The following is a 26,565-nucleotide window of genomic DNA, read 5'->3' as shown; positions in this document are numbered from 1 at the left end:
CTCTGCTCAACACCCTGGGCCCCGCACCCGTCCCCCGGTGGGTCGCGCCGCGAGACCATGGTCACGAAGCGCAGTAGCATACCGTGGGCCCGGCCGGGGCACCAGATGCCCGACGCCGGGATCGCCACCATATGTCCTGGTCACGACGGTTGGGCGCCGCCCGCCGCGGATCGTCCCCGGCGCCCGGGCCGGCGAGGCCGGCGCCCCCGGGCGAGCGCGGTCGTCGGGCCGGCCGGGGTGGCGGCCCGTCCCGGGCGACGCCCGGGTGACCGCCGGAAGGTTCCCCGGCGCCACCCGTCCCCGAACCGTGACCCGCCACCATCCGTACGGTTCACCGCCGGACGTGCCGGCATGTCACCATGGCTCGCGGTGCCTCCCCCGCCGGTCCCCGCCCTCCGCAGGAGTACGCTTGCCCGACGCTGGCCCGACCGCCGTACTGCCCATGCGCCCGCTCACCGTCGGTGAGCTGCTCGACTCTGCGGTCCTGCTCCTCCGCCGCCAGGCCCGGACCCTGATCCCGGTCGCCCTCGTACTCGCGGCGGCGGAGCAACTGGTGCTGTATCCGCTGCGTCGCGCGGCCCACGTCGAGCCGCCCGGCTACCTGCCCGACATCGACACGCTCGCCGGCTACTGGTTCCTGCTGGCGGTGGGGGCGGCCTGCGAGATGGTGATCATCGCGCTGCTGGGCAACCTGGCCGCCCGCGCCGGCGACGCGCTCCTGCGGGACCCGGCGGCTCCGGTGTCCGGGCTGCTCCGACCGCACCGTGCCCGGTACGGCCCGACCGTGCTGGTCGCCGCGCTCGCCGGCGCACTGATGTTCGTCGCGGCGCTCGGGGGGCCAACGTGGGTGTTCGCCGTCGCGCTCCTCGGCGGGCTGGCGCCCGCGGTGGTCCTGGACCGGGTGGGCCCGTTCGCGGCACTGGGGCGCTCGGCCTCCCTCGCGCTGCGGGTCGGCGGCCGGGCGGCCGGGATCCGGCTCCTCGGGTACGTCGTCTGGTGGATCCTCCGGGTCGGGCTGGCCAACGGGGTCGTCAGCGGTCTGAACACCCTCGGGCTGCTCGAGCCGGCCTGGATCGTGCCGATCGGCGCCGCGCTCTGGGCTGGCATCAACAGCGTCGCCTACGCCGGGCTCGCCTGCCTCGACAGCGTCAGCTACCTGGAGACCCGGATCCGTACCGAGGGGATGGACATCGCCATCTCCCAGTCTCGCCGACGGGGCCGACGCCGGGCCGCCCTGGCGGAGGCCGGACGGTGAGCCCCAGTCGGTGGTGGGCCGAGACCGTCGCGGCCCTCGGCGACGTCGTCCCGCTGCCGCTGGCCGCGCTGCTGCTGGTGCTGGCCGCGCTGCTGGTCGGGCTCGGCTGGTACTACTTCCCGGCGTGGGTGCCCCGGCGGCCGCCCCGCTGGCGGCTCTCCCGACGGCGACGGCCACAGAGTCAGCCCTACCCGCCGGCCGAGACGACGACGGAGCCCGGCGCCGGGACCACGACGGAGGCACCGGAGCCGTCCGACGTCCCGGCCGCCGTACGGCTCATGCGGGCCGACCGGTTGGCCGGGGACGGCCGGTACGCCGAGGCGGTCCGGGAACGGTTGCGCGGCATGATCCGGAGCCTGGTGGACCACCACGTGCTGGCGCACCAGCCGGGGATGACCGTCACCGAGGTCGCCTCGGCGGCGGCCCGGAACCGGCCCGAGGTCGGCCCGACACTCCGCGCCGCGGGCCAGATCTTCTCTGACCTCTGGTACGGCCAGCGCCCCGCCCGGCCCGAGCACGACGCGCGCATGCGCGACCTCGCCGCCGACCTGGACCGGCTCATCGCCGATCACACCGCCCACCCCGATGCGCAGCCCGCCGGCCGGGCCGCCCACCCGAGCCTGGTCCCGACCGGAAGTCCACCGGTACCCGACCCGATCCCCACCGGAAGCTCGACGGAGTCCGCCCCGGTCCCCGCCGGGGGACCACCGGATCCGGACCCGATCCTCGCCGGGCCGCCGCCCGCCACCGGAACCGAGGGGGACCGGAGATGACGACCCCGACGGCCGCCGCCGCACGACCCCGCCGAATCGCCGACCAGGCACGACGTCGCCGGCGCTGGCACCGGCTCACCATCCCGCTCGGCGTCGCCGCGCTGCTGTTGGCGGTCACCGGGATCACGCACGCGATCGACCAGCCCGACCCGGAAAGCCCCGGGTTTCTCTCCCCGGTCAGCACCGACGACGTCGGCGGCAGCCGGCTCGCCGCCGAGCTGCGGGACCGGGGCGTCACCATCGAGCGGATGACCAGCATCCGGCGGGCCCTGAGCCTGGCCACGTCGGAGGGCTTCACCCTCTTCGTACCGGCACCGGGGCTGGTCCATCGGGCGTACTGGCCGCTGGTCGTGGACCCGGCCGAGAACGCCCGGGTCGTGCTGGTGGACCCACCGCGACAGGTGCTCGCCGCCGCCCGGGTGCCGCTGGCCGGCGCGGGCCGCCGCTGGGCGGCTCGGGCCGTACCCGCCGAGACGGACGGCCAGCCCTGCCCGCTGCCCGAACTCGGCGGCGTCGGGCCGGCCGCCGTGCTGCTCCAGCGCTACGCCGACCCGCCCGGCCGGACCTTCCGGGCCGACCGGTGCTACGCCGGCGGCGTGGCCCGAACCCGATGGCGGGGCAACGATCTCGTCGTGGTCGGCGCCAGTGACCCGTTCCGCAACGACCGGATCGACGAGTGGCACAACGCCGCGCTCGTCACCAATCTGCTGGCGGTGCACGGGCGGGTCGTCTGGCTCGACCTCGACGGCCCGGAGCCGCCACCGCCGTCCCCTCCCGACGGCGAGCGGGAGTCGACACCGCCCCCGGAGTCCGGCGGCCCGTACGACGAGGGGACGTACGACCACGGCGACGTCGAGGTACCCGGAGGCGGCGAGTACGCTTCGCCACCGTCTACGCGGGAACCACAGGCGGAGCGGCCGCAGCGCGGGAACCCGCTCTGGGACGCCCTCCCGGCCTGGTTCTGGGCCATGCTGGTGCAGCTCGCCGTGGCTCTGCTCCTGCTGGCGCTCTGGCGGGGCCGCCGGCTGGGGCCACCGGTGGCCGAGCCGCTGCCGGTGACCGTTCCCGCCGCCGAGACGGCGCTCGGTCGGGGCCGCCTCTACCACCGCGCCCGGGCGTACGGGCCGACGGCGGAGCTGCTCCGCGCCGCCGCGCTGCACCGCCTGCGGCGGGCCACCGACCGCGTTGCGGGGAGTAGGCCGGCCGAGGTGGTGGCGGCGGTCGCGGCGCGCACCGGCCAACGGCCGGAGGACGTCCACCACCTGCTGTACGGCCCGGCCCCGACCACCAACCAGGAACTGCTCGACCTGGCCCGGGCGCTCGACCGGCTCGCGCCGTCGGCCAGCCCCGTCCAGCCTGTCTCCCGCCAGGCCACCCCGCCCGACCACCACCCGTCCGTCCCGTTCCGGCCCGACCGTCCCGTCGAAGGAGAGACCCGGTGACCCGACCCGGTACCGCCGATCCGCTGTACACCGCTCCCGCATCGGACGGGACCCCGGGACAGCCGGAACCGGCCACCGACACCGAGCACGCCCCCACCGGCGCCGCGCACTCCCACGCCCCCGGCGGCATCGGGCACCCCCAGAGCGGGGACGAGGCCGGCCAGGCCCGTGCCGATGCCGGGGCGGAGGAGGCCCGGGCGGCGCTGCGCCGGCTTCGGACCGAGGTCGCCAAGGCGGTCGTCGGGCAGGACGGCGTGGTCACCGGGATGGTCCTCGCACTACTCTGCCGGGGGCACGTGCTGCTGGAGGGCGTACCGGGGGTGGCCAAGACGCTGCTGGTCCGGACCATCGCCGCCGCGCTCGACCTCGACGCCAAGCGGCTCCAGTTCACCCCGGACCTGATGCCCGGGGACGTGACCGGTTCGCTCGTCTTCGACCCGCGCACCGCGGCGTTCACGTTCCGGGAGGGTCCGGTCTTCACCAATCTCCTGCTGGCCGACGAGATCAACCGGACGCCGCCGAAGACCCAGGCGGCGCTGCTGGAGGTGATGGAGGAGCGGCAGGTCTCGGTGGAAGGAAGTCGCCGGCCGCTCCCGGACCCGTTCATCGTCGCCGCCACCCAGAACCCGATCGAGTTCGAGGGGACGTACCCGCTGCCCGAGGCGCAGCTCGACCGCTTCCTGCTCAACCTGACCATGCCGTTGCCGACCCGGGACGAGGAGCTCGGGGTGCTCCGCGCCCACCACGCCGGCTTCGACCCGCGCGAGCTGGCGACCGCCGGCGTACGCCCGGTGGCGAGCCCGGCCCACCTCGCCGCGGCCCGGGCGGCGGTCAGCCGGGTCGGCGTCGCCGAGCCGGTACTCGGGTACATCGTGGACCTCTGCCGGGCGACCCGGCACGCCCCCGCGGTGGAGCTCGGCGCCTCGCCTCGGGGCGTGATCGCGTTGCTCAGCGCCGCCAAGGCCTGGGCCTGGCTGGCCGGGCGCGACCACGTCACCCCGGACGACGTCAAGGCGATCGCCCGCCCCACCCTGCGGCACCGGCTGCGGCTGCGGCCGGAGGCGGAGCTGGAGGGGATCACCGCCGGGGCGGTGCTGGACGCGGTGCTCGGCACCGTGCCGACGCCCCGATGACCTGGCGGGCGGCGGCCCTGCTCGGCGCGGGCGCGCTCACCCTCCCGCTCTGGCCGGCGCCGTGGCTGGGCGTACTGCTGATGACCGGTGCGGTGCTGGTGCTGACCGTCGTCGACTGGACGCTCGCCGTGCCGCCCGGCGCCGTACGCGCGAGCCGGCAGGGGGCCCGGGTGGTGTGGCTCGGCGACACCGCGACCGTCGCCGTGCACCTGCACAACACCGCCGCCCGCCCGCTGCGCGGGCTGGTCCGGGACGCCTGGGTGCCCTCCGCCGGGGCCCGCCCCGGCTTTCCCGGCGCACCGCGGGTACGGATCGACCCCGGTGCCCGGGTGGTCCTGCCGACCCTGCTCACCCCGACCCGCCGGGGCGACCGGCCGGCGGTCCGGCTGACCCTGCGGTCGTACGGACCACTCGGACTGGCGTTCCGGCAGCGCTCCCGGGAGCCGGAGACCCCGCCGTGGACGCTCCGGGTGCTGCCCCGCTTCGCGTCCCGCCGGCACCTGCCGGAGAAGCTCGCCCGGCTCCGGGCGATCGACGGCACCGAGGTGGCGCGGGGACGCGGCCAGGGCACCGAGTTCGACGCTCTACGCGAGTACGTCGTCGGCGACGACGTGCGCTCGGTCGACTGGCGGGCCAGCGCGCGCCGGGCCGACGTGCTGGTCCGCACCTGGCGCCCCGAGCGGGACCGTCGGGTGGTCTGCGTGCTCGACACCGGCCGGACCGCTGCGGTACGGGTCGGCGACGTACCCCGGCTCGACGCCGCGATCGAGGCCGCGCTGCTGCTCGCGGCCCTCGCCGGGCGGGCCGGCGACCGGGTCGACCTGCTCGCCGTCGACGAGACCGTACGGGTGGCGGTGACCGGCGGCAGCCAGTCGACCGTGCTCGCCCGGATGGTCAACGCGCTCGCCCCGCTCACCCCGAACCTGGTCGAGACGAATTTCGCGCTGGTCGCCGGGGAGATCCTCCGGCGGGAACGCCACCGGTGCCTGGTGGTGCTCTTCACCGCCCTGGAGGCGGCGGCCCTCGGCGAGGGGCTGCTACCGGTCCTCCCCCGGCTGGCCGCCCGGCACCAGGTGGTGGTGGCGGCCGTCCACGACCCGGTGCTGACCGACCTCACCACCCGGACGCCGAAACAGGTCAGGGAGGTCTACGCGACCGCCGCCGCGTGGCGGGCCCTCACGGACCGGGACCGGGTCCGCGCCGCGCTGCACCGGCACGGCGTGACCGTGGTGGACGCGCCGGCGGACCAGCTCGCCCCGATGGTCAGCGACACCTACCTCCGGCTCAAGGCGCTCGGCCAGCTCTGAGCCGCCCCGCCTCCCGACGCCGGCCCGACCCCGCCTGCTCCGGCTTCGGGTCCGCTCCCCGCCTGCTCCGGCTCCCGGTCGATTCCGGCGGCCACCGCACGGCGGCCGAGGATCAGCACGTACCCGAGGAAGCCGAGCCAGGCGACGACCCCGATACCGATCCGCACCGGGGTGGGGACCGCCGACGGGGTCACGAACGCCTCGATGAGCCCGGCGACCGCGAACAAACCCACCAACCCCAGCGCGACGAGCATGCCGGACCGGGCCGCCCGGACGAGGGACTGGCCCCGGGTCAGCTCCGCCGGCGGGGCGATCCAGGCCCAGCCGATCCGGAGCCCGACTCCTGCGGCGACGAAGATCCCGGTCAGCTCCACCAGACCGTGTGGAGTGATCATGCTGAAGAAGAGCTCGGTCCGGTCGTACGCGGCCAGTGCCCCGCCGGTGACCCCGATGTTCAGGGCGTTCTGCCAGAGCAGGTAGAGGACCGGCACGATGAGGATGCCGGAGGCGAGGCACCGGGCCGCGATCCAGGCGTTGTGCGTCCAGAGCTGGAAGGCGAAGCTCGGTGCGGCGAACTCGCGATAATAGTCGACGAACTCGGACGCGAGGAGTTCCGCGGCGGCCTCGTCCCCGACGAGGGCGGCGGCGGAGTCGGGGTGTGCGGCGACCCACGCCAAGAAGAAGCCCGTCACCAGGCAGAATCCGACCGCGACCCCGCACCACCAGGGCCAGGCGCGGTAGACCGCCGCCGGGAAGTCGGTCGAGAGGAAGCGGCCGACCGTGGCCCAGGAGAAGCCGGGTCGGCCGGTGAGCCGGCCCTGTGCGGTGAGCACCAACCGGGACAGCTGGGCCACCAGGCTCGGCTCGGGCAGCCGGGTGCGGACCACCGACAGCTGGGTGGCGGCCCGCTGGTAGAGCGCGATCAGCTCGTCGGCCTCCGCGGCCGTCAACCGACCCCGTCGGGACAGCACCGCCAGCCGTCGCCACTCGTCGCTGTGCTCCGCGACGTACGCGTCGAGATCCAACTCGTCTCCTCAGGCGTCGGACCATAGTGTTCACTGTCCTGGTGACTGCGCAACCACCCCGGCCGACGGCCCGGCTCGACGCCGACGCGGGCCTGGTGAGCGGCGAGGCGGTCGTGCTGGACGTCCGGGTCGCCCGGCTCGGCTCCCGGGTGCTCGCGCTCCTCATCGACGTGGTCGTCCAGATCCTGCTCGCCCTCGTCCTGGCAGCCTCCGCCATCCTGGCGATCGCGGCGCTCGTCGAGGCCGGCCTGATGGTTCAGCCGGAGCTGGCGGTCGGCCGGGGGGCGCAGACCGTGGGCGTGGTGCTGGTCCTCATCGGCTATCCGGTGCTCTGCGAGACCGTCAACCACGGCCGTTCGGTGGGCAAGCTGGCCGTGGGGTTGCGGGTGGTTCGGGACGACGGCGGCCCGGTGGGCTTCCGGCAGGCGGCGACCCGGGCCCTGGTCGGGGTGGCGGTCGAGTGGCCCGGGCTGGTGCTTCCGCTGCTCACCTGGGTGGCGACGGCGACGGTCATGCTCACCGACGCCCGGGGGCGACGGCTCGGCGACCTGGCGGCGGGGACCCTCGTCATCCACGACCGGAGCCCCTCGGCCACCGGCTACCGACCGCGGATCGCCCCGGCGCTGGTGGGTTGGGCCCGGACCCTGGACCTCACCCGGCTGGACGACGGCCTCGCGCTGGACGTCCGTCAGTTGCTCAGCCGTGGCCCGTGGATGGTCGGGCCGGCCCGGGAGCGGCTCGCCGCCGCGCTCTGGGCCGAGGTGGCCGCGGTGACCTCCCCGCCACCCCCACCGGGCCTGCCCGAGTGGGCCTACCTGGAGGCGGTGCTCAGCGAACGGCACCGGCGGACCCGGCACCGGCTCGCCCGCTCCCGGTCGGCGGCGGCGACGCTCTGGCCCGAGCTGCTGCCCGACGCCGGGCCCGCGTACTCGGACGAGCCGGCCGGCGCCGAGCCGGGTCCGACACTCCGCCCGGCCGCCCCGGCGGTGGCCACCGGTCGCCACGTCCCGACGCCGAGCTCCGACCCGACCCTGCCGGCCCTGCCGGCCCCGGCGGCCGGTTCCTCCGCTCCGCCGCCGCGCCGGTCCAGGTCCGGCCTGCCGGCCGAATCCGAATGGTCCGGTGAACCCTACCGATGAAGGCTTTCCTGCCCTGGCTGCTCGTGCTGGCGCTGGTCCTCGTGCTGAACGCGCTCCGGCTGCGTCCGCTCGCCACCGTCGTCGCCGTCGGCTGGCTCGGCTACTGCGTCTGGACCTGGGTACGCCCCCAGCGTCGGTAGCGGCCCGGACCGCCGCGGGGCGGACAGGCCCCGGAGACCGGACGGCCCGGCCCGGAAGCGGCGGTGCCGCACCGGACCGGGCCCGAACCCGCGCCGATCGCCGGTCAGTAGCGGTAGTGGTCCGGCTTGTACGGACCCTCGACCGGCACGCCCAGGTACTCCGCCTGCTCCTTGGTGAGCGTGGTCAGCTTGGCGCCGAGCGCGTCCAGGTGCAGCCGGGCCACCTTCTCGTCCAGGTGCTTCGGCAGGGTGTAGACGCCGACCGGGTACTGGTCGGTCTTGGTGAAGAGTTCGATCTGGGCAATCGTCTGGTTGGCGAAGGAGTTCGACATCACGAAGCTCGGGTGGCCGGTGGCGTTGCCCAGGTTCAGCAGCCGCCCCTCCGAGAGCACGATGATCGCGTGGCCGTCGTCGAACTGCCAGAGGTCCACCTGCGGCTTGATGTTCACCCGCTTGACGTCGGGGCGGCGCGCCAACCCGGCCATGTCGATCTCGTTGTCGAAGTGGCCGATGTTGCCGACGATCGCCTGGTGCTTCATCCGGGCCATGTGGTCGTGCCGGATCACGTTGATGCAGCCGGTCGCGGTGATGAAGATGTCGGCCGTCTCCACCACGTCGTCCAGGGTGGCGACCTGGTAGCCGTCCATCGCGGCCTGGAGCGCGCAGATCGGGTCGATCTCGGTCACGATGACCCGGGCGCCCTGGCCGCGCAGCGACTCGGCGCAGCCCTTGCCGACGTCCCCGTAGCCGAGCACCACCGCCGTCTTGCCCCCGATCAGCACGTCGGTGGCCCGGTTGATGCCGTCGATGAGCGAGTGCCGACAGCCGTACTTGTTGTCGAACTTGCTCTTGGTCACCGAGTCGTTGACGTTGATCGCGGGGAAGAGCAGGGTGCCCTTCTGCTGCATCTCGTAGAGCCGGTGCACCCCGGTGGTGGTCTCCTCGGTCACACCCTTGATGCCGGCGGCGATCCGGGTCCAGCGCCGGTTGTCCTCCTGGAGCGAACGGTGCAGCAGCCGGAGGACCACGGCGTACTCCTCCGAGTCCGCGCTCTCCACCGGCGGGACCGCGCCGGCACCCTCGAACTGCGCCCCGCGGTGCACCAGCAGCGTCGCGTCACCACCGTCGTCGAGGATCATGTTGGGGCCGTGTCCGTCGGGCCAGAGCAGCACCTGCTCGGTACACCACCAGTACTCCTCCAGCGACTCGCCCTTCCAGGCGTACACCGGCACGCCCTTGGGCTCCTCGACGGTCCCCTCCGGACCCACCACCACCGCGGCGGCGGCGTGGTCCTGGGTGGAGAAGATGTTGCACGAGGCCCAGCGCACCTGGGCGCCGAGCGCCACCAGGGTCTCGATGAGGACGGCGGTCTGGATCGTCATGTGCAGGGAGCCACTGATCCGGGCGCCCCGCAACGGCTGCTCCGCCGCGTACTCGCGACGGATCGCCATGAGACCGGGCATCTCGTGCTCGGCGAGTTGGATCTCCTTGCGTCCGAACGCGGCGAGAGACAGGTCCGCCACCTTGAAGTCGCCCTCGGCGACGGTCGCGGGACGGGGTCCGGCGGACGGACCACCTGCGGGTGCCGGGAGGGTGCTGGTCATGAACGCTCCTGTCGTACGGTCAGCTAGCCGACCCTCCACGTTACGCGCCGCGTCAGCTGCAGCAGTGCACGGTGGGGTCGCGATCCGGACAGTAGGGGGCCGCCACAGTCGGACAGCGCGCGGGGCGGTCGGTTCCGGGCGTTTCCGCCCAGCGTCCGGCCGCCCCGCGCATCCCCCCGGTTTGGTTCCCCCGCGCGTGTCTCGGGACCTGCGTCGCGATAACGCTGCGTACTCATAGGCTCACACTGAGCCACCATGATGTCAAGTCGATCCGCAATTTTCCGGTTCGCGGTGACTCGCGTTTACCGCCCCGGGGCCGGCCGGAGGCCGGGGTGGGCACGCGACGACCACCACCGCAGCCGCCCGACATTACGGGGGACCGTCCGACGGCCGGCGTCGGCCGGCAACGACCGCCACGCGCGTCGTGGAGCCCGTGCGGCCCGGTACGGCGTCAGGCCAACCCCACCGACGCCAGGTACGCCTCGCCGCTACCGCTGAGCGTCACCGGTCCGCCGCCCGCCGGCCCGATCGCCGCCTGCCCCTGCCCGAGCAGCGTCGATCCGGCCCCGTCGGCGACGGTCATCTGCCCGGTCAGGCAGAGCGCGATCCGGGGACCCCGGACCTCGATGGTCGCCGACCCGACCGCGTCGTCGAGGCGTACGCCGTGCAGCGCGAAGTCCTCCACGGGAACCGGCCAGGTCACCACCCCGGGTACGACCGGCACCGGCTTCACCACCGGGTCGGCGAGCACCTCGAAGCGGAGCACCCGGAGCAGTTCCGGCACGTCCACGTGCTTCGGGGTCAACCCACCGCGCAGCACGTTGTCGCTGGCCGCGAGGATCTCCACCCCGGCGCCGTACAGGTAGGCGTGCAGGTTGCCGGCCGGCATCCAGATCGCCTCACCCGGATCCAGGCTGACGTGGTTGAGCAGCAGCGCGACCAGGACACCCGGGTCGGCCGGGTAACGCCCGGCCAGGTCACGGGCCAGGTCGGCGGCGCCGGCGTACCGCGCGGGGACGTCGGCCGCCGCGACGGCGCCGACCAGCTCCGCCCGCTCCGTCTCCGGCCAGCCGAGCAGCATCCGCACGGCGTCGCGCAGCCCGTCCAGCCCACCACGCAGCGCGGCCACGACCGGGGCGAGTGCCGGCACCCCGAACGCGTCGAGGAGCTCCGCCGAGCGGGCCGGGTCCCGGAACCCGCAGAGCGCCCGGAACGGCGAGACCGCGACCAGCATCTCCGGCTTGTGGTACGGGTCGACGTAGTTGCGGTGCGTCAGCTCCGGGTCGGTCGTCTCGGCCGCGTACCCGGCCCGGGCCTGCTCGGCGTCCGGGTGGGCCTGCAACGAGAGCGGCGCCTCCGGGGCGAGCACCTTCAGCAGGTACGGCAGCCGCGGCCCGAACCGGTCGACCACGTCCGCGCCGAGCCAGCGCTCCGGGTCGGCGGCGAGCGCCTCGACCAGGCTGACCGGGGCGCCGCCACGCACCACCGTGCTCGGGTCACCGGGGTGGGCGCCCAGCCACAGCTCCGCCTCGGGGCCCTCGCTCGGCACCGGGCGCCCCTGCAACCGGGCGAGGACGGTCCGCGACCCCCACGCGTAGTCGCGGATCCGCCCGTAGAGCGGTTCCACCCCTCACGCCTCCTTGAGCTGCGGAACCCCGTCGGCCGGCTGCTCCGCGTTCCGGTAGATGTCCGGCTCCAAGTAGATCACTCGGGCGATCGGCACGGCGTTGCGAATCCGGGCCTCGACCGAGTTGATCCCCTCGGCGAGGTCCGCCGCCGTCTCGTACGGCCGCACCGCGACCTTGGCCGCCACCAGCAGCTCCTCCGGACCGAGGTGCAGGGTCTTCATGTGAATGATCCGCTCGACCTCGGGACCGTCGGCGACCGCCTGCTCGATCTTCCGGACGTCCTCCGGGCTGGCCGCCTCGCCGATCAGCAGGCTCTTGGTCTCGAGGGCGAGGATGATCGCGATCGTCACCAGCAACAGACCGATCGCCGCCGTCCCGGCCGCGTCCCAGTAGCCGTTGTCGGTGACCAGGGTCATCGAGACCCCGACCAACGCGAAGATCAGGCCGAGCAGCGCGGCCAGGTCCTCCAGCAGCACCACCGGCAGCTCCGGTGCCTTGGCGTGGCGGACGAAGTCTTTCCAGGACGCCCCGCCCCGGATCGCGTTGGACTCCTTGATCGCGGTCCGGAACGAGGACGACTCCAGGATGACCGCGATGATCAGCACGGCGACCGGCAGCCATGGCCAGTCCTCGATGCCACCCGGGTGCTCCCGCTGCTCGTGCCACTTGTGGTACGCCTCGTAGAGCGCGAACAGGCCACCGACACTGAACAGCACGATCGAGACGATGAAGGCGTAGATGTAGCGCTCCCGGCCGTACCCGAAGGGGTGCTGCGGGGTGGCCCTGCGCCGCGCCCGGTGCCCGCCCAGCAACAGCAGCATCTGGTTACCGGAGTCGGCCACCGAGTGGATCGACTCGGCGAGCATCGACGACGAGCCGCTGAGCACGAACGCGATGAACTTGGTGAGCGCGATGCCGAGGTTGGCCAGCAGGGCCGCGACGATCGCCTTGGTGCCGCCGCCGGCGCTCACCGCGGCACCTCGGGGGCGTGGGGCACGGTCGTGCCGGGTCGGGCGGTCTGCTCGGTCACGGGTTGGAGAGCTCCTTCATCTCGGTGACGGCCGGGACCGCCATCGGGTCCAGGCCATGGGCCAGGGCAAGGTAGATCGAGGCGAAGTCGGGTACGGCGGTCAGCGAGGCCAGCCGTTCCAGCGCGGAGCCGCCCTCGGCGGTGATTACGTCGCAGCGCACCCCGCGCCGCTCGGCGAGGGTCTGCACCGCGTCGGCACGCCGCTCCTCCACCACCAGCGGCTCGTCGGCGTCGTCGTCGGCGTTCAGGCCACCGTCGCGGAGCAGCACCACCCGCAGCCGGGTCCGCTCCGTCCCCTCCTCCGGGTCGGCGAAGATGTCCCGGCTCGACTCGGCCAGCCCGCCGAAGACCCCGTCGAGAAGCCCGACCCGGCCGCGGCCCGCCTCGCCGAGCGCACCGGCCACCACCGGGTACCGGGCGTTCGTTGACAGGGTGTCGCCGAACCGCCGGGCCGCCACCGTCGCCAGCGGCGACGAGCCCCAGACGATCGGAATGGAGTTGGCGAGCCCGAGCGCGAGCGACTTGGCCGGGTTCACGAACGACTCGGCGGAGGGTCGGCAGCGCTCCGCGTCGACGTCCAGCCGGGCGGCGGTCTCGGCGAGGTCCGCCTCGTTCACCTTCACCAGGCCGAGCGCCCGGCCGGCGAGCAGCACCGGGACGGTCAACGCCCAGAGGCTGGCCCGGGCCGGCGCCCGACGGGGCACCGGGACGAACGGGGCCCGGGCCCGCTCCGCGACCGACTGGAGCCGCGAGTCCGGGGCGCCGACGGCGACCAGCCGAGCACCACGCCGGGCCGCGGCCTCGGCGGCGCCGAGCGCCTCCGGACCGCGCCCGGAGGCGCTGACCGCGATGACCACGTCGGCCGCGCCGACCCAGCCGGGCACCCCGGCGCTGCGGTGCTGGATGACCGGGACCGGGCAGCGGGGCCCCGCGACGGTGGCGAGGATCTCCCCGGTCCGGGCGGCGGTGCCGATGCCCGCGATCACCACGGCCCGGGGGCGTCCCTCGTCGGCGAGGACCCCGAGGTTGGCCTCCGCGGCCAGCGCCGCGGACTCCCGGACCTGGGCGCCCGCCGAGGCGGTGTGCCGGAGCATGCCGCCCGGGTCGTTGTCGGTCAGCGCCGCCAGGTCGTCGAGAAGTGCCTCATCGGCCACCGGACGTCCCCGCAGGCCGGCCGTGCCGTCCATCATCATGACCGCGGCTCCGCGGGGCCACCGGTCTCGTCGGCGAGCAGGTCGACGGGGCCGCCCCGTGCCTCGTCCAAAAGCAGCACGGGTACGTCGTCACGTACCTCGAAGATCCGGCCGCACTCGGTGCAGGTCAGGGTCTGTGCCTCCGCGTCGTAGTCCAGCGGGGCGTGGTGCGTGTCCGGACAGGCCAGTATCTCCAGCAACTGCGGGTCGAGGGCCACTCTGCGGCTCCTTCCACGAGGGTGGGCGGCCGGGCGTGCCGACCAACCCGAGGGATCTTATCGGCGTACCAGTGCGAGCACCTCGTCGCGGAGCGCCGTCATCCGCTGCGCGGTCGGCGCCTCGACGTTGAGCCGCAGCAGCGGCTCGGTGTTGGACGGCCGCAGGTTGACCCAGGCTCCGTCGGGGAAGCGGAGGGTCAACCCGTCCAGTTCGTCGGTCTCCGCGTCCGGGTACGCCTGCCGCACCTCGGCGAGCTTCGCCCGCTGGTCGGTGACGGTCGAGTTGATCTCGCCCGAGGCGACGTACCGCTGGTAGGCCTGGACCAGCACGGAGAGGGGCTCGTCCTGCCCACCGAGGGCGGCCAGCAGGTGCATGGCGGCCAGCATGCCGGTGTCGGCGAACCAGAAGTCCCGGAAGTAGTAGTGCGCGGAGTGCTCGCCCCCGAAGACGGCGTTGGTCCGGGCCATGTCGGCCTTGATGAAGGAGTGGCCGACCCGGCTGCGGACCGGCTCGCCGCCGTGCTCGCGGATGATCTCCGGCACCGCGCTGGAGGTAATCAGGTTGTGGATGATGGTCGCGCCCGGGTGCTTGGCCAGTTCCCGGACCGCGACGAGGGCGGTGATCGCGGACGGCGAGACCGGCTCGCCCCGCTCGTCGACCACGAAGCAGCGGTCCGCGTCGCCGTCGAAGGCCAGCCCGAGGTCCGCACCGTGCTGCCGTACGGCCGCCTGGAGGTCGACCAGGTTCGCCGGGTCGAGCGGGTTCGCCTCGTGGTTCGGGAACGAGCCGTCGAGGTCGAAGTAGAGCGGGACGATCTCCAGCGGCAGCGCCGGGAGGACGGCGTCGCCGAGCACGGCCGGCACGGTGTGGCCGCCCATACCGTTGCCCGCGTCGATGACCACCTTGAGCGGCCGGATCCCGGTCAGGTCGACGAGGGTACGCAGGTGGGCGGCGTAGTCGCCGAGCAGCTCCCGCCGCTCGAGCGGCGCGAGCCCCTGGTCCGCGGGGCGGGACTCGCCCTTGTCCAGCAGCGCCTGGGCGCGGTCGCGCAGTTCGGCGAGGCCGCTGTCCTGACCGATCGGCCTGGCTCCCGCGCGGCACATCTTGATGCCGTTGTACGCGGCCGGGTTGTGGCTGGCGGTGAACATCGCCCCGGGCAGGTCGAGGCTGCCGGAGGCGTAGTAGAGCAGGTCGGTGCTGCCCAGGCCCAGGTGTAACACGGCCAGGCCCTCGGCCCGGACCCCGTCGGCGAACGCGGCGGCGAGCCCGGGTGACGAGTCCCGCATGTCGTGGGCGATCACGACCGCCTCGCGCTGCTCTCCCGAGCTCCGGAGCAGCTGGGCAAAGGCCGCCCCCAACGCCTCGGCCGCCCGCTCGTCCCACTGGTCCGGAACCGTGCCGCGGACGTCGTACGCCTTGACAATAGCGGACAAATCAGACAAAATCTCGCCCCCCCCAGCCGGACATTCGGTCAACGGCCTGAGCGTATCGGAGCCGGGACGCGCGCCCCGCCCCATGCCGAGCCCTGCCGTCGGGGCACCCGGCCCCGCCGCCCGCCCCGGGCCGCCGACCGACACCGGCGGACGCCCGGAACCGCGGCGGACGGGCCGCAGGGCGATCACTCGGCCCGCAAGCCCCCCCCCACACACACCCTGGCCGCCGGCACCGACCCGCCCGGCCGCCCGCCGTCCCGGCTACGGCTCGCGGGGCGGGGTGGGCGGCAGGACGAACGTCGCCTCGATCCCGGCCGCCGGCTCGGCGCCCGGTGCGATCCGCCGGTTCGGGTCCTGGCCGCGGGCAATCGGCGGTGTCGCATCCTGACCGGCCGGGATCCGCTGCGTCGCATCCTGGCCGCGGGCGATCGGCGGCGTCCCATCCTGACCGGCCGGGATCCGCTGCGTCGCATCCTGGCCGGCCGGAATCGCCCGGGTCGGCTCCGGATCCGCCCCTGCCGGTCCCCGGCCCGCCGGGATCCACCGGGTCGGCTCCGCGTCCGCCGACGCCGGAGAGACCGGCCCGAAGCCGGACGACATCGAGGACGGCGCCGCGCCGGCCGGCGCGGACGGAACGGACCCGGCCGGTCGCGGCCGGGTGAATCCGGCCGTCGGGAGGACCTGCGTACGGTCGCCGGTCGGGGACGCCGGAACGGGCGACTGGGGACCCCTGGTGCCGCCGGCACCGGGGCGGCCGGGGCGTCCCGCCGTTGCGGGACCCACCGGCCCGACGACCCGCGCCGCGCCACCCCCGGTGCCGCCCGAGGCCGTACGACCGTACAGGCTCTTCCCGCGCTGGATGGGCGCGGTCGGCAGGGCGTCCACCGGCGGAACCACGCCGGCCGTCACCCTGGGCGCGGGCTCGGCGGGCTCGGTCCGACCGCGCCGGATCAGCACCACGAGCAGGGCGATCCCGATCCCGACCATCACGAGGCCGACCAGCATCACCATGGTGCCGATCCCGAACCCGCCGCCGGAGTCGCCGGCGGCCGCCGCCCCGGTCGGCAGCGCAGCGGCCACGTCCGCGGTCGGCTCCCCCGTTTCCTCGGTGGCCTCGACGGCCTCGGTCTCCTCCGGCGTTGGCGTCGGTGTCGGCGTTGGCGTCGCCGACCGGGTGGGCAGGGGGATCGTCCCGGTCTGGCCCGTCATCCGGGCCGTCTCGATGTCCTGGCCGAGCAACCGACCCCCGGCCGTGTACGCCTCACCCAGCACCGTCACCCGGCCCGGCGGCGCGCCCGCCAGCAGGAACACCCGGTACCGGCTCGCAACGCTCTTCCCCGCGCAGAGTTCCGGCTTGCGTGGCGCGGTGCGGGCGGACACCACGAACCCGTCCCCGCCCGTGGCCACCGGGACCGGGCGCCAGGCGCCGTCCGCGGCCACCTGCATTCGGACCAGGCTCGGCGTGAGGCCCGGCAGTTGCAGGCCGACCCGGGTACGCACGCTCACGCAGTCGCCGCGCCGCATGGAGGCCTTCACCGTCACCGCGCCCGGGGAGCCGCCCGCGGTGAACCCGCTGGGGGCGTCGACCCGGACCGTCTCGCCGACGGCCGCGGCCGGCGCGGCCGTCACCAGCGGGGCCACGCCGGCCAGCGCGCAGAGGATTCCGAACCAGGTCACGCCACGCCGCACGGACATGATCACCTCGCTTGTCGCAGTTCGGGTCCGGGCACAGGCTACCGGTGGGGCCGGTACCGCCCGCGGTCACGCCGACGACAGCGCCGGCGAATCGGCCACCCTCGACCGAACGGCGCGCGCACCTAGCGCCCGGCGAGGCGGCGAAGTTCGGCTCGGCACAGCCGGTCGGCCCGGCGGGTGGTCTCGGGCAGCCGATAGCGTCGTGCCAGGTTGAGCACCTGCGCGGCGGCGTTCTCCAGGCTCATCCGGTGCCCGACGGAGACGAAGACCGGCTTGACCCCGTCCTGGGTACGCAGCACCCGGCCGACCTGCTCGGTGCCGTCGACCAGCGGCGTCCAGGAACCGCGCCGCCAGCCCGGGGTCTCCGCGCGGCCGACCAGCGGCGTCTTGCCGACCCCGATCGCCGGGAGGCCGGTCAGCACCCCGAGGTGACAGGCCAGTCCGAACCGCCGGGGGTGGGCGAGCCCGTGTCCGTCGCAGACCAGCAGCTCCGGTTCGACACTCAGCCGGCCCAGCGCCGTGAGCAGCGTCGGCAGCTCGCGGAAGGCGAAGAGGCCGGGCACGTACGCGAAGGCGGCCCGGCCGGGGAGCACCACCTCGTCGACGACGTCGAGGGTGGCGGCGTCCAGGACGGTCACCGCGGCCGCGAGCCGGTCACCGTCCTCGGCGTACGCGACGTCCAGGCCGGCCACCGTCCGGGGCGCGGTCGGCCCCGGGCCGACGAGGTCGACCATCGGCCGCAGCCGGTCCTGGATCGCCTCGGCCTCGGCGACCGTGCGTGGCGGTGCGGCCATCGTGGGTGTCACCTGCGCCGGTGCAGCATGCTGCCGCGGCGCGGCGGAGGCAAGCCAGCCGCCGCTACAGGTCGAGCCCGGTCAGCACCATCACCCGGGGCTCGGTGTAGTCCTCCATCGCGCTGCGTACGCCCTCCCGGCCGACGCCGCTGCCCTTCACCCCGCCGTACGGCATCTGGTCGGCGCGGTACGACGGCACGTCGCCGACGATGACCCCGCCGACCCGCAGCGCCCGGTGCGCGGCGAACGCGGTCTGCAGGTTGTGGGTGAAGACTCCGGCCTGCAACCCGTACGCCGAGTCGTTGACCGCGGCGAAGGCGGCGGCCTCGTCCGGCACCGGGGCCACGACGAGCACCGGGCCGAAGACCTCCTCGGTCTGGACGCGGCTGTCCGGCGGTACCCCGGTGAGCACGGTCGGGGCGAAGCTCGTCCCGGCGCGGCGGCCACCCACCTCGACGGCCGCACCGGCGGCGACCGCCTCGTCGACCCAGCTCTCGACCCGCCGGGCCGCGTCCTCGTCGATCAGCGGCCCGACGTCGGTGGCCTCGTCGGCCGGGTCTCCGGTCCGAAGTGCCGCGACGGCGGCGACCAGCCGGGGCAGGAATCCGTCGTAGAGCCACTCGTGCACCAGGACCCGCTGCACCGCGATGCAGCTCTGCCCGGCCTGGTAGTTGCCGAAGGTGGCGATCCGCTCGGCCGCCCAGGAGAGATCGGCGTCCGAGGCCCAGTCCGCACAGATCACCGCCGCGGCGTTGCCGCCGAGCTCCAGGGTGACGTGCTTGTCGGGGGCGGCCCGCCGGATCGCCGCGCCGACCGGGCCGGACCCGGTGAACGAGACCACCGGCAGCCGGGGGTCGGCGACCAGCTCGCCGGCGCGGTCGTTCGGCACCGGCAGCACCGAGAACATCCCGGCCGGCAGCCCGGAGCCGGGGCCGTCGGGCTCGGTCACCTCGGCCAGCAGCTCACCGAGGAGTAGCGCGCTCAGCGGCGTCTTCGGCGCGGGCTTGACCACGATCGGGGCGCCGACCGCCAGCGCCGGGGCGACCTTGTGGGCGACCAGGTTCAGCGGGAAGTTGAACGGGGTGATGCCGAGGATCGGGCCCCGCGGCACCCGGCGGACGACGGCGATCCGGCCCTGGCCGGCCGGGTCGGTGTCCAGCCGCTGAAGGTCCCCGGAGAAGCGGCGGGCCTCCTCGGCCGCCCAGCGGAAGACCGAGATCGCCCGGGTCACCTCGACCCGGGCCCAGCGGATCGGCTTGCCGCTCTCGGCGGTGATCAGCCGGGCGACCTCCTCGGCCCGCTCGGCGAGCCGCCGCGAGACGTGCGCCAGCGCCTCGGCGCGGACGTACGCCGGCAGGGCCGCGGCCCGGTCGGCGACCGCCGCCGCCGCGGCGACCGCAGCCTCGACCTGGTCCGGGCTGGCGTAGCTGGTACGGCCGATCTCCCGGCCGTCGTAGGGGTGGTGGACCGACAGCGGCTCGGCGCCCGTGGCGGGCCGGCCGGCGACGTGGAACGGCACGGGCTGCACGCTCGGCAGCCTAGACGACGGCGGGCCCGATGCACGTCCCCCACGCCCTCCGGTCCGGCCGTCCCGGCCCGCCGGCCGGTCACTCCCGCGTTCAGCGGACGGGGCTCCGCCCGCCGCGGACCCGGCCGATGCCCGCCCGGGGCGACGGGTTCGGTCGCCCGGTCAGTGACCCCGAACGACAAGGTCGGCGCGGATCCGGGTCGTCTGGACGAGGTCGGCATTGCGCTGGTCGGTGCCGTGGGCGCGGGCGGCGGCGGTTTCGGAGTCGCGCCCGAAGTCGATGTGCCGCCGCACGAGCCGATCGAGCCGGACCTCCTCCTCCGGGGCGAGGTACCAGACGTCGTCGAGCAGGCCCCGCACCTCGGCCCACTCGCCGTCGGCGACCAGCAGGTAGTTGCCCTCGGTGATGACCAGGGGAACATCCCGCTCGACCCGGATCGCGCCCGCGATCGCCTCCTCCAGGTCCCGACGGAACGTCGGGGCGTAGACGACCGGTTCGGTGGCGGCGCGCAGCCGGCGCAGCAGTGTGACGTACCCGGCCACGTCGAAGGTGTCGATCGCACCCTTGCGGTCGTGGATTCCGAGACGCTTCAGCTCCGCCTCGGCCAGGTGGAAGCCGTCCATCGGCACCAGCACGGCCCGGGGTGCGAGGGCCGAGACGAGCTGCTCGGCAAGGGTCGACTTGCCCGCCCCGGGCGCCCCCGTGATGCCCAAGAGGCGCCGCCGCCCACCGTCGGCGAGTCGGCGTGCCCGCTCCAGCAGAGTGGCGAAGTCCGAGCGGGGGACGGAGGGCTGGGCCGCCCGCGCGTGGTCGGTCGCGGCGCTCACCGGCCGACCCCCGATTCGTGGCCGGCACGTCCGCACGGGACGCCGCTGCCGGTACCGGCCCGCTCTGAGGTTTCCATGGCCACGTGCCCCGTTCCGTCGTCACCCGTCGGTCCCGGCCCGTCGCGTGGCGGTGCCCCGGATGGGTCGTCGTACGGCCGGCCCGCTCCAGCGCCCGGGCGACGTCCCCGGCGTACCCCGCCGGCGTGGTCGCCCGCGCCGCGGCCCAGCCGTAGCCCTGGGCCAGGGTACTCGTCGTCTGGCTGCCATGACTTCATATCCATCCTCCCGAAGGCGTACGAACGTCGTCGGCAACCCGTACCTCGATCGGTGCCGACGGTCCGAATTGGACACGTCGTGGCGGGGAAACGCTGGCAGCTATTGGGAGCCCTACCACGCCAGCACCCGGGTTCCCGAGTTGTGACCGGGTCGGTATTCGGCGGCGACATTGTGTCGCCAACGGGCGTGGGGATCGTCAACCGCCGGAGGCCGAACAATGGGCGCTTTGCCGGCCATCGTTACACTACGGGCCACTGCCAAGATCACCCGAAGTTGCTCGGGGACAACGGAGGAGATGCGCAATGCCAGTGATGTTCGTCTGCGCACTCGTCATCTTCGCGGGTGCCGTACTCGCCCTGCTTTACGCACCGTTCGCGCCGCGCGGCCGGAGAAGGCCCGTCCTGGCCGTCGTCGTCGGCGCGCTGGTACTCGGCTCCGCCTTCACCGTCGGCGCGTCGGCGAACGCCGTCCCGGTACGGAACGTGGGCATCGTCACCTCCTTCAACAAGCCGACCGGCGAGACCACCGGCAGCGGACTGAAGTGGGTCGCGCCGTGGCAGAAGGTCGGCGAGTGGGACGCCAGCCGGCAGAAGTACGACCACATCGGCGCCGAGAACGCCGTTCCGGTCCGCACCGGCACGCTGGCCAACGCCGGTGTGGAGCTGCTGATCGAGTGGCAGGTACGGCCGGAGAACGCACCCCAGCAGTTCATGGACTACAAGGGCGACTTCGAGGCCTTCCGGGGCCAGCGGGTCGGAGTCCAACTCGACGGCGCGGTGAACGACGCCTTCGCCAGCTACAACCCGCTGGCGAACATCGACGCGAAGACCGGAAACCTCAACGTCGACCTGAGGCCGTACGCCGAGAAGGTGAAGGCCTCGGCCCAGGAACGCCTCGGTTCCGACATCGAGATCCTCTCGGTCACCATCATCCGGGTCAATCACGACGAAAAAACCGAAGCCAACATCAAGGTGTTCCAGGACAAGCTGGCGCAGGGTCGCAACCTCGACCAGGATCTGGTCAACGCCGAGAAGCAAAAGGCGGTGACCGAGAAGAACGCCAAGGTCGACAAGGTCGCCCGCTGCCTCGAGATCGCCGAGAAGAACGGCACCAACCCGGGACTCTGCATCAACCCGGGCATCGTGACCGGCGGCAAGTGAGCAACCCGCGCCGGGCGGGCGACCGACGCCGTGACGCGGATGAGGGGATTATTCTCCGCCTCCCCGTGCGATCCGGCGGTCGACCCGGTCGGACGCGGTGCGTGAGCGCCGCGCGGTCACGCGCGAGAACGGTTCCGTGGCCCGAACCCGCCGGCGACCCGGCCGGCGAGGCGGAGCGGCCACCCGGTACGGGTGGCCGCTCCGCCCTGTCCCGGCCGCCAGGTCGCCCCCGGCCGGTCGGGTGCGTCCAACGATGTACCCGGCTTTCCTCCCCGACGCCGAGGTGGCCCGCCCCGTGGCCGGTGAGACTGGCCGCATGGTCAGTCCCGCCCGTGATGTCGCGGCCCGGCGTCGGACGCCCCGGTCGTGAACGCCGCCCTCCTGCTCTCGCTCGCCGGCCTCGCGCTGCTGGACAGCACCAGCATCGGCACCCTCTTCATCCCGGTCTGGCTGCTCCTGTCGCCCAAGCGGATCAGCGTCGGACGTGTCCTGGGTTACCTCGGCACCATCGCGCTCTTCTACTTCGGCGTCGGCCTGCTGCTGGTCTACGGCGGTGGGCGACTCATGACCGCGCTCGACCGGGCGGGCAGCTCCGTCATCCTCGACTACGTCCAGCTCGCGGTCGGCGTCGGCCTGCTCGTGCTGAGCTTCCGCTTCGACGGCAGGCGGCGGCGGGGGCCCGGCCCGGCGGCCCGGTGGCGGGACCGGGTCACCGGCGGCACCGCCTCGGCCGGCTGGCTGGTCGGGCTCGCCCTGCTGGCGGCGCTGGCCGAGGTCGCGACCATGCTGCCGTACCTCGGGGCGATCGGGCTGATGGCCACCGCGGACCTCGCGGACTGGACGGTGCCGGTGCTGCTGGCCGGCTACTGCCTGGTCATGGTCCTGCCGGCCGGGGTCCTGCTCGCGACCCGGGCCGCCGTCCCGGGCCCGACGGAACGGCTGCTGGGCCGGCTCAACACCTGGATCGTCGAGAAGGGTGGCAGCACCACCGGCTGGATCATCGGGATCGCCGGTTTCCTGATCGCCCGGGACGCCGCGATCCGGCTCGGGTTCCTCGACTTCTGACCGGCACCGCCGGCTCAGGTCAGCTCGGCCAGCATCCCCTCGCAACTGCGTACCACGACCCGGGCGGCCCGCCGCTGCTCGGCCCCGTACGCCGGGTCCTCGGCCAACTCCTGCCACCGCCGCACCGCGACGCAACCCCGTTCCCACAGCTCGTCCGCGGTGGCGTCGTGTTCGATGCCGAGTCGGGCCGCCAGACTGGTGCCGTCGCCGCCGAGCAGCCGGTTCGCCTCCGCCAGCAGTTCGGGTTCGAACCGGATCCGGCCGCCGAGCAGCGCGGCCAGCAGCCGCAGCTCCCGGAACTCGTGCGCCGTGGCGAGCACGTGCTCCAGCCGGGCGAGAAGTTCCTTCGTCCCCGGGCGCGGCTCCGTCCGCAGCAGCGACTCCAGCGCCGCCAACGCCGACCGGGCCTTGAGCAGCGGGGTGCGGTCCACGAAGTACCGGGTGATCGACTCGCGGAGCTCAGCCAGGCCGCTGCGCCGGACCAGCTCGGTGGCGAGCCGGGCCCGGGTGTCGCAGCCGGTACGGATCAACGTGATCGACAGGCGTACCCCGAAGATGCCCAGCCGGTCGAGGAGCGCGCGCCGGGTCGCGACGTCGACCGCGACCGGGGCGTCGGGGGCGGTGAACCGATCCGTGGAGAGGAGCAGCCGGTCGTTCTCCGCCTTCGGCAGCCGGGCCAGCACGGCCAGCGCGGCGTACTCTGGTTCGGTCAGCACCCGACCCGCCAGCGCGACCAGGCCACCGAGCGCGACGACGCTCAGGCAGCGGGCGCTGATCGCCGGGTCCCGCCGGTACCGGCGGGCGAGCTGTCGGGCCGTCAACAGCGCATCGATCCGGCCGCCGGCGAGTTCGTCGACCCGGGAGAGCACCATCAGCACGTTGACGGGGGCCGCACCGGCCACCGAGTCCGGCTCCGCCGCCCGGAGGGACCCCAGGTCGTCGCCGCGGCCGTCCCGGCTCAGGTAGAGCACGGCATCCGCCTCCCGGACCACCCGGCCGAGCACGGACGCCCCGGCGTCGGGCAGCTCCGGCGGCGTCCGGTCCGGACCGCCCACCGGGTCGAGTTCGGGCGAGATCGCCGGAGTGTCGATGAGGACGGCGTGCCGCAGTGCGCGGGTGGGCCACTGCACCACGATGTCGTCAACCTGGTCCCACCGCCAGCCGCCCAGATCGACCCGCATGCCGCGCGCGGTCCGGGTCACCGCCAGCTCCCGCGGCGAGCCGCTGGCCGCGTACGCGGTGACCCGCGGCTGGGCGCCGTCCTCGTACCAGGTGAAGACCTGACGGCCGTCGGCGACCTCGACCGGCGCGACCTCCTCGCCCATGATGGCGTTGAGCAGGGTGGACTTGCCCGACCGCCACGGGCCGGCGACGGCGATTCGCAGCGGCTCGGCGTACCGCTCGAGCTGGCGGTGCAGCCGGCGCACCGCGCGCTGGTCGGTCCGGTACAGCTCCACCGCCTCGGTCAGCAGTTCCCAGGACGCCTCGGCGATCCCGGAGACCGCCCGGCTCACACCCCCGCCTCGAGCCCGGTGCGGCCGGGCGTGACGGCGGTGACCCCGACCAGTGCCTGGGCCCGCTCGTAGAGGTCGGCCAGGCGCTTCATCTCCTCCGCGATCCTCCGCTGGCGCTGGTCGCGTTGCGCCGCGTCGACCTCCGCCGCCTGCTTCGCGCTGCGGAACGACCGAATGATCCCCTCCTGGAGCTCCTCGGTGAGCCCGGTGAAGTGGTCACGAAGCATTCGCTGCACCTGCCGGGCGGTGTCCTTGGTGTCCTTGCTGAGCCGCAGGAAGAAGTCGTCCACGTGCCGTTGCGTGGCCGTCTTGACCGCCGCCTGGCGTCGCTTGAGCAACGCCTTGCTCTCGTCCCGGACGCTCTTGCCGCCGAAGAGCGCACCGGCGCCGAGCGAGATGGGGTTGATCAGCGGCAGTCCGGCCAGCGTGGTCGCGAGGCCGAACATCAGGAGACCGCCGTACGAGCCGCGCAGCCCGGTGACCAGCTTCTGGGTCGGGGTGAACCGCTCGACCGTGGGCTGTTCCATCACCTGGATCCGGTCCCCCAGGTTCTCCGGCACGCGCACCGACCAGCTCGGCACCGCGTCGAAGCCGTACCGCTCGAAGTTGCTGGCGACCCGCTGGGCGATCCAGCCGCAGCGCTCGGCCAGCCACGCGTAGTTCGCCTCCGCCGCCTCGGTCAGGTTCTCGGTCAGCCACTCCTGGAAGGTGTCCCAGCCGGTCAGCGGGTCGGCGGTGTCGAACGCCTCGTCGACCTTGCGCAGGATCTGCCGGGTCCGGTCCCGCAGGTCGTACTCGATGTCGGAGATGAGGTCCGCCATCTCGTCGTTCAGGGTGTTCTGCCAGCGCACCGAGCAGCGCCGCAGCTCGTCCACCTCCCGCTGGGCGGCGTGCAGCTTCGAGACCGGCCCGGATGTGCTGGCGGCGGTCGTGACGGCGAGTTCGGCCCGGAGCGGCGCGGCAAGTTGTTCGAGGACGGTGCGTGCGCTGAGCGCCACCGCCGCCCGGGCCAGCCCGTCGGCCTTGCCCGCCTGGTCGCGACGCAGCCGGCTGATCAGCTCCGGAAACCGGGACTCGGCGTTGAGCTCTCTGTCGTTGGTCCGGGCCGCCAGCAGCCGCAGCGTCGCCGAGACCGGGATGAGTGCGGCGGAGACCCCGGCGTCGGCCAGGTGACGGCGGTTGCGCTCGACCACACTGCGCCAGTCCGGCACCAGGTCGATCTTGCTCTGCACCACCGCCACGTTGGCGTGTGACTGCGCGATGTGCAGCAGCAGGTTCAGTTCGGCGACGGAGAGTTCCCGGGTCACGTCCGACACCAGCAGCACCAGATCGGCCTGTCCGGGGGACGCGGCCGGACTGATCGTGCGGCGCGGGTTCGTGGCGTCCAGCCCCGGTGTGTCGACCAGCACCAGGCCGGAGGCGAGCAGTGCCCGGGGTATCCCGATCTCGGCGTGTTCGACCCCGGCTCCGGACGGGGCATCGGCGAGGTCGTCACCGACCGCGTCGCCGCCGGCCGACGCCCCTTCGTCGACGAGCACGCTGGTACGACCGCTGATCCGGGCCGCGATCCGCTCCAGCGGTACGGCGATCCGTCGGGCCGGCCCCACCGTCTCCGTGCCGGGCACGCCGCCCGCGGCGGCCCCCCGGCCACGCTGCCCTGCCCCGGGGCCGGCCGGCATCCTCCCCGGTGCCGACCCGCCGGGCTCGTTCGGCGCCCATGACGACCCGCCCGGCGACGTCGGCGGCCACGGTCCGGCGCCCGAGACCGACCAGCTCTCCGCGGGGGAGCCCGCCGCCGACCATGGTGGTGGGTCGGCATCCGTCGCCGGCCACGGTGGCGTGCCCGAGGTCGGCGCCCACGGCTTCGGGCCGCGACCGTCCGGAGGCCAGGTCTCCGCGCCGGAACCGCCGGGCGGCCGACGCTGCGGGCCGGGCGAGGTGGGCGCGGCGCGCCCCACCCGCTCCGACCCGGACCGCTCGGGCCGCCGCCCAGCAGCCGGCTCGTTGGGGCGCGCCCGAATCGGCAACGGGGTCCAGACGAGCGCGGCGGTGGGGGTCTCGGCGTGCCCGACCACGGTCGGGATCGTGGTGTCGATCCCCTCCCCGACCGGGCAGACCGTCGCGTTGAGCAACGCGTTGACCAGGAGACTCTTGCCCTGTTTGGGCTCACCGACGATCAGCACCCGCAGCCTCGGATCCAGCAGCTGGGCGCGCCGGCGTTGGAGCCACTGGATGAGGTCGTCGCGTCCGTGTCTGCCCGAGACCCGGACGATGTCGTCGAGGACGTCAAGCCAGTTGGGCGCCATCACCGCACCAAGTGTGCCGATTACGCCGGAATTATCAAGAGGAGCGGAGTAGACCGAAGGCCGGACCGTGGGACCACA

General features: G+C 74.2%; 22 protein-coding genes. 9 read left to right on the top strand and 13 right to left on the bottom strand.

Annotation, left to right across the window (positions count from 1 at the left end; all coding sequences use genetic code 11):
* Nucleotides 1-409 precede the first annotated feature (409 nt).
* The 5 genes from EF879_RS12325 (at nucleotide 410) to EF879_RS12305 (ending at nucleotide 5,910) form a co-directional block, all read left to right on the top strand.
* A complete protein-coding gene (locus tag EF879_RS12325; RefSeq protein ID WP_123557927.1) occupies nucleotides 410-1,255 on the top strand; it encodes a hypothetical protein in 846 nt (281 codons plus the stop codon).
* A complete protein-coding gene (locus EF879_RS12320; protein WP_199736337.1) occupies nucleotides 1,252-2,028 on the top strand; it encodes a DUF4129 domain-containing protein in 777 nt (258 codons plus the stop codon). Before EF879_RS12325 ends, EF879_RS12320 begins: the two co-directional genes overlap by 4 nt.
* The gene (locus tag EF879_RS12315; RefSeq protein ID WP_199736335.1) at nucleotides 2,025-3,470 is read left to right on the top strand and encodes a DUF4350 domain-containing protein; all 1,446 of its coding nucleotides are present in this window, start codon (nucleotides 2,025-2,027) and stop codon (nucleotides 3,468-3,470) included. The genes EF879_RS12320 and EF879_RS12315 overlap by 4 nt, the downstream gene beginning before the upstream one ends.
* A gap of 203 nt (nucleotides 3,471-3,673) precedes the next feature.
* Nucleotides 3,674-4,603: a MoxR family ATPase gene (locus EF879_RS12310; RefSeq protein WP_233604432.1), complete on the top strand. Its 930-nt coding sequence runs from the start codon at nucleotides 3,674-3,676 to the stop codon at nucleotides 4,601-4,603.
* Nucleotides 4,600-5,910 carry a DUF58 domain-containing protein gene (locus EF879_RS12305; RefSeq protein ID WP_123557926.1) on the top strand — a complete coding sequence of 437 codons (1,311 nt, stop codon included), beginning with the start codon at nucleotides 4,600-4,602 and terminating at the stop codon, nucleotides 5,908-5,910. Before EF879_RS12310 ends, EF879_RS12305 begins: the two co-directional genes overlap by 4 nt.
* On the opposite strand, the gene EF879_RS12300 is transcribed toward EF879_RS12305, so the two are convergent.
* Nucleotides 5,877-6,935, bottom strand: coding sequence for a stage II sporulation protein M (locus tag EF879_RS12300; protein WP_123557924.1), 1,059 nt, complete (start codon nucleotides 6,933-6,935; stop codon nucleotides 5,877-5,879). The genes EF879_RS12305 and EF879_RS12300 overlap by 34 nt on opposite strands.
* Nucleotides 6,936-6,976: 41 nt before the next feature.
* On the opposite strand from EF879_RS12300, the gene EF879_RS12295 reads away from it, so the two are divergent.
* Together EF879_RS12295 and EF879_RS27615 are read left to right on the top strand one after the other, a co-directional pair.
* The gene (locus EF879_RS12295) at nucleotides 6,977-8,074 is read left to right on the top strand and encodes an RDD family protein (RefSeq protein WP_233604398.1); all 1,098 of its coding nucleotides are present in this window, start codon (nucleotides 6,977-6,979) and stop codon (nucleotides 8,072-8,074) included.
* Complete coding sequence (locus tag EF879_RS27615) at nucleotides 8,071-8,214, top strand: hypothetical protein (protein WP_199736333.1); 144 nt, start codon at nucleotides 8,071-8,073, stop codon at nucleotides 8,212-8,214. The genes EF879_RS12295 and EF879_RS27615 overlap by 4 nt, the downstream gene beginning before the upstream one ends.
* 104 nt (nucleotides 8,215-8,318) lie before the next feature.
* On the opposite strand, the gene ahcY is transcribed toward EF879_RS27615, so the two are convergent.
* The 10 genes from ahcY to EF879_RS12245 all read right to left on the bottom strand — a co-directional run bounded on the left by ahcY (nucleotide 8,319) and on the right by EF879_RS12245 (nucleotide 20,166).
* On the bottom strand, nucleotides 8,319-9,818 hold the full coding sequence (gene ahcY / locus EF879_RS12290) for an adenosylhomocysteinase (RefSeq protein WP_123557921.1): 1,500 nt from the start codon (nucleotides 9,816-9,818) through the stop codon (nucleotides 8,319-8,321).
* 451 nt (nucleotides 9,819-10,269) lie between these two features.
* Nucleotides 10,270-11,445, bottom strand: coding sequence for a mannose-6-phosphate isomerase, class I (manA, locus tag EF879_RS12285; protein ID WP_123557919.1), 1,176 nt, complete (start codon nucleotides 11,443-11,445; stop codon nucleotides 10,270-10,272).
* A gap of 3 nt (nucleotides 11,446-11,448) precedes the next feature.
* On the bottom strand, nucleotides 11,449-12,417 hold the full coding sequence (locus EF879_RS12280; RefSeq protein ID WP_123557917.1) for a cation diffusion facilitator family transporter: 969 nt from the start codon (nucleotides 12,415-12,417) through the stop codon (nucleotides 11,449-11,451).
* 55 nt (nucleotides 12,418-12,472) lie between these two features.
* Entirely contained in the window at nucleotides 12,473-13,666 is a 1,194-nt protein-coding gene (locus EF879_RS12275) for an SIS domain-containing protein (protein WP_123557915.1), read from the bottom strand.
* Nucleotides 13,666-13,887, bottom strand: coding sequence for a Trm112 family protein (locus EF879_RS12270; protein WP_123557913.1), 222 nt, complete (start codon nucleotides 13,885-13,887; stop codon nucleotides 13,666-13,668). Before EF879_RS12270 ends, EF879_RS12275 begins: the two co-directional genes overlap by 1 nt.
* A gap of 57 nt (nucleotides 13,888-13,944) precedes the next feature.
* The gene (locus tag EF879_RS12265) at nucleotides 13,945-15,330 is read right to left on the bottom strand and encodes a phosphomannomutase/phosphoglucomutase (RefSeq protein ID WP_123557911.1); all 1,386 of its coding nucleotides are present in this window, start codon (nucleotides 15,328-15,330) and stop codon (nucleotides 13,945-13,947) included.
* A 252-nt stretch (nucleotides 15,331-15,582) separates the two neighbouring features.
* Nucleotides 15,583-17,016 (bottom strand): hypothetical protein, encoded by a 1,434-nt coding sequence (locus EF879_RS12260; RefSeq protein WP_148086416.1) that lies wholly within the window; start codon nucleotides 17,014-17,016, stop codon nucleotides 15,583-15,585.
* Between the two features lie 122 nt (nucleotides 17,017-17,138).
* Nucleotides 17,139-17,810, bottom strand: coding sequence for an endonuclease V (locus tag EF879_RS12255; RefSeq protein WP_123557907.1), 672 nt, complete (start codon nucleotides 17,808-17,810; stop codon nucleotides 17,139-17,141).
* A 64-nt stretch (nucleotides 17,811-17,874) separates the two neighbouring features.
* Entirely contained in the window at nucleotides 17,875-19,338 is a 1,464-nt protein-coding gene (locus EF879_RS12250; RefSeq protein ID WP_123557905.1) for an aldehyde dehydrogenase family protein, read from the bottom strand.
* 162 nt (nucleotides 19,339-19,500) lie between these two features.
* Nucleotides 19,501-20,166: a nucleoside/nucleotide kinase family protein gene (locus EF879_RS12245; RefSeq protein ID WP_123557903.1), complete on the bottom strand. Its 666-nt coding sequence runs from the start codon at nucleotides 20,164-20,166 to the stop codon at nucleotides 19,501-19,503.
* Between the two features lie 578 nt (nucleotides 20,167-20,744).
* Here EF879_RS12245 and EF879_RS12240 point away from each other — a divergent pair.
* Nucleotides 20,745-21,602 (top strand): SPFH domain-containing protein, encoded by an 858-nt coding sequence (locus EF879_RS12240; RefSeq protein WP_123557901.1) that lies wholly within the window; start codon nucleotides 20,745-20,747, stop codon nucleotides 21,600-21,602.
* 366 nt (nucleotides 21,603-21,968) lie between these two features.
* The gene (locus tag EF879_RS12235; protein ID WP_123557899.1) at nucleotides 21,969-22,667 is read left to right on the top strand and encodes a GAP family protein; all 699 of its coding nucleotides are present in this window, start codon (nucleotides 21,969-21,971) and stop codon (nucleotides 22,665-22,667) included.
* A 14-nt stretch (nucleotides 22,668-22,681) separates the two neighbouring features.
* Here the strand turns inward: EF879_RS12235 and EF879_RS12230 are convergent, their stop codons facing one another.
* Nucleotides 22,682-24,181, bottom strand: coding sequence for a GTPase domain-containing protein (locus EF879_RS12230; RefSeq protein ID WP_199736331.1), 1,500 nt, complete (start codon nucleotides 24,179-24,181; stop codon nucleotides 22,682-22,684).
* Nucleotides 24,178-26,487, bottom strand: a complete 2,310-nt coding sequence (locus EF879_RS27220) for a GTP-binding protein (protein ID WP_233604430.1) — start codon at nucleotides 26,485-26,487, stop codon at nucleotides 24,178-24,180. Before EF879_RS27220 ends, EF879_RS12230 begins: the two co-directional genes overlap by 4 nt.
* Nucleotides 26,488-26,565 lie beyond the last annotated feature (78 nt).

Source organism: Micromonospora sp. HM5-17 (assembly GCF_003762835.1).
GTDB lineage: Bacteria > Actinomycetota > Actinomycetes > Mycobacteriales > Micromonosporaceae > Plantactinospora.
Note: the sequence above shows the minus strand (reverse complement) of the source record. Positions and strands in the feature narration are given on the sequence as shown.